The organism is Pseudomonas sp. 22189, from assembly GCF_052045635.1.
Classification (GTDB): domain Bacteria; phylum Pseudomonadota; class Gammaproteobacteria; order Pseudomonadales; family Pseudomonadaceae; genus Aquipseudomonas; species Aquipseudomonas parakoreensis.
In genome coordinates this window covers 1-429 of sequence record NZ_JBQEPG010000080.1, presented here as the reverse complement: position 1 = coordinate 429, position 429 = coordinate 1, and the positions used below count along the sequence as shown (strand labels likewise).

General features: G+C 54.5%; 1 protein-coding gene. It reads left to right on the top strand.

Annotated elements, in window-relative coordinates; genetic code table 11:
• Positions 1-429, top strand: a 429-nt coding sequence (locus ACTJKS_RS28075) for a calcium-binding protein (protein WP_440829059.1), incomplete at both ends; no start/stop codon positions are given.

Sequence of the window (429 nt, the reverse complement as noted above, 5' to 3'; positions counted from 1 at the left end):
TGGATATTCGGACCTGCTCATTCGTTATGGTACGAACGACACCCTGACTGTGCAGAGTTTCTTTACAGGCGCCGAATGGTCGATAGAGAAGTTTCAGTTCGCTGATGGGGTCACTTGGACATCCGTTGATGTCTCGAAGCATTTGGTAGGCACTGAAGGCGCCGACTCCATTGCAGGCGTCATTGGCCAAGACAACAGCATCCGCGGTTTGGGCGGCGATGACATTTTGAATGGTCAGGCCGGTAATGACGTACTTGAAGGTGGGACCGGTAACGATACGCTCGACGGCGCCGCCGGAGAAGACACACTTATTGGCGGTGCGGGCAACGATAAGCTGGCAGGAGGAAACGGCTCCGATACTTACGTTTTTAGCCGCGGCGATGGTCAGGATACCGTTACCGAAGCAGGCTCAGCCTCGAATGTCGATGT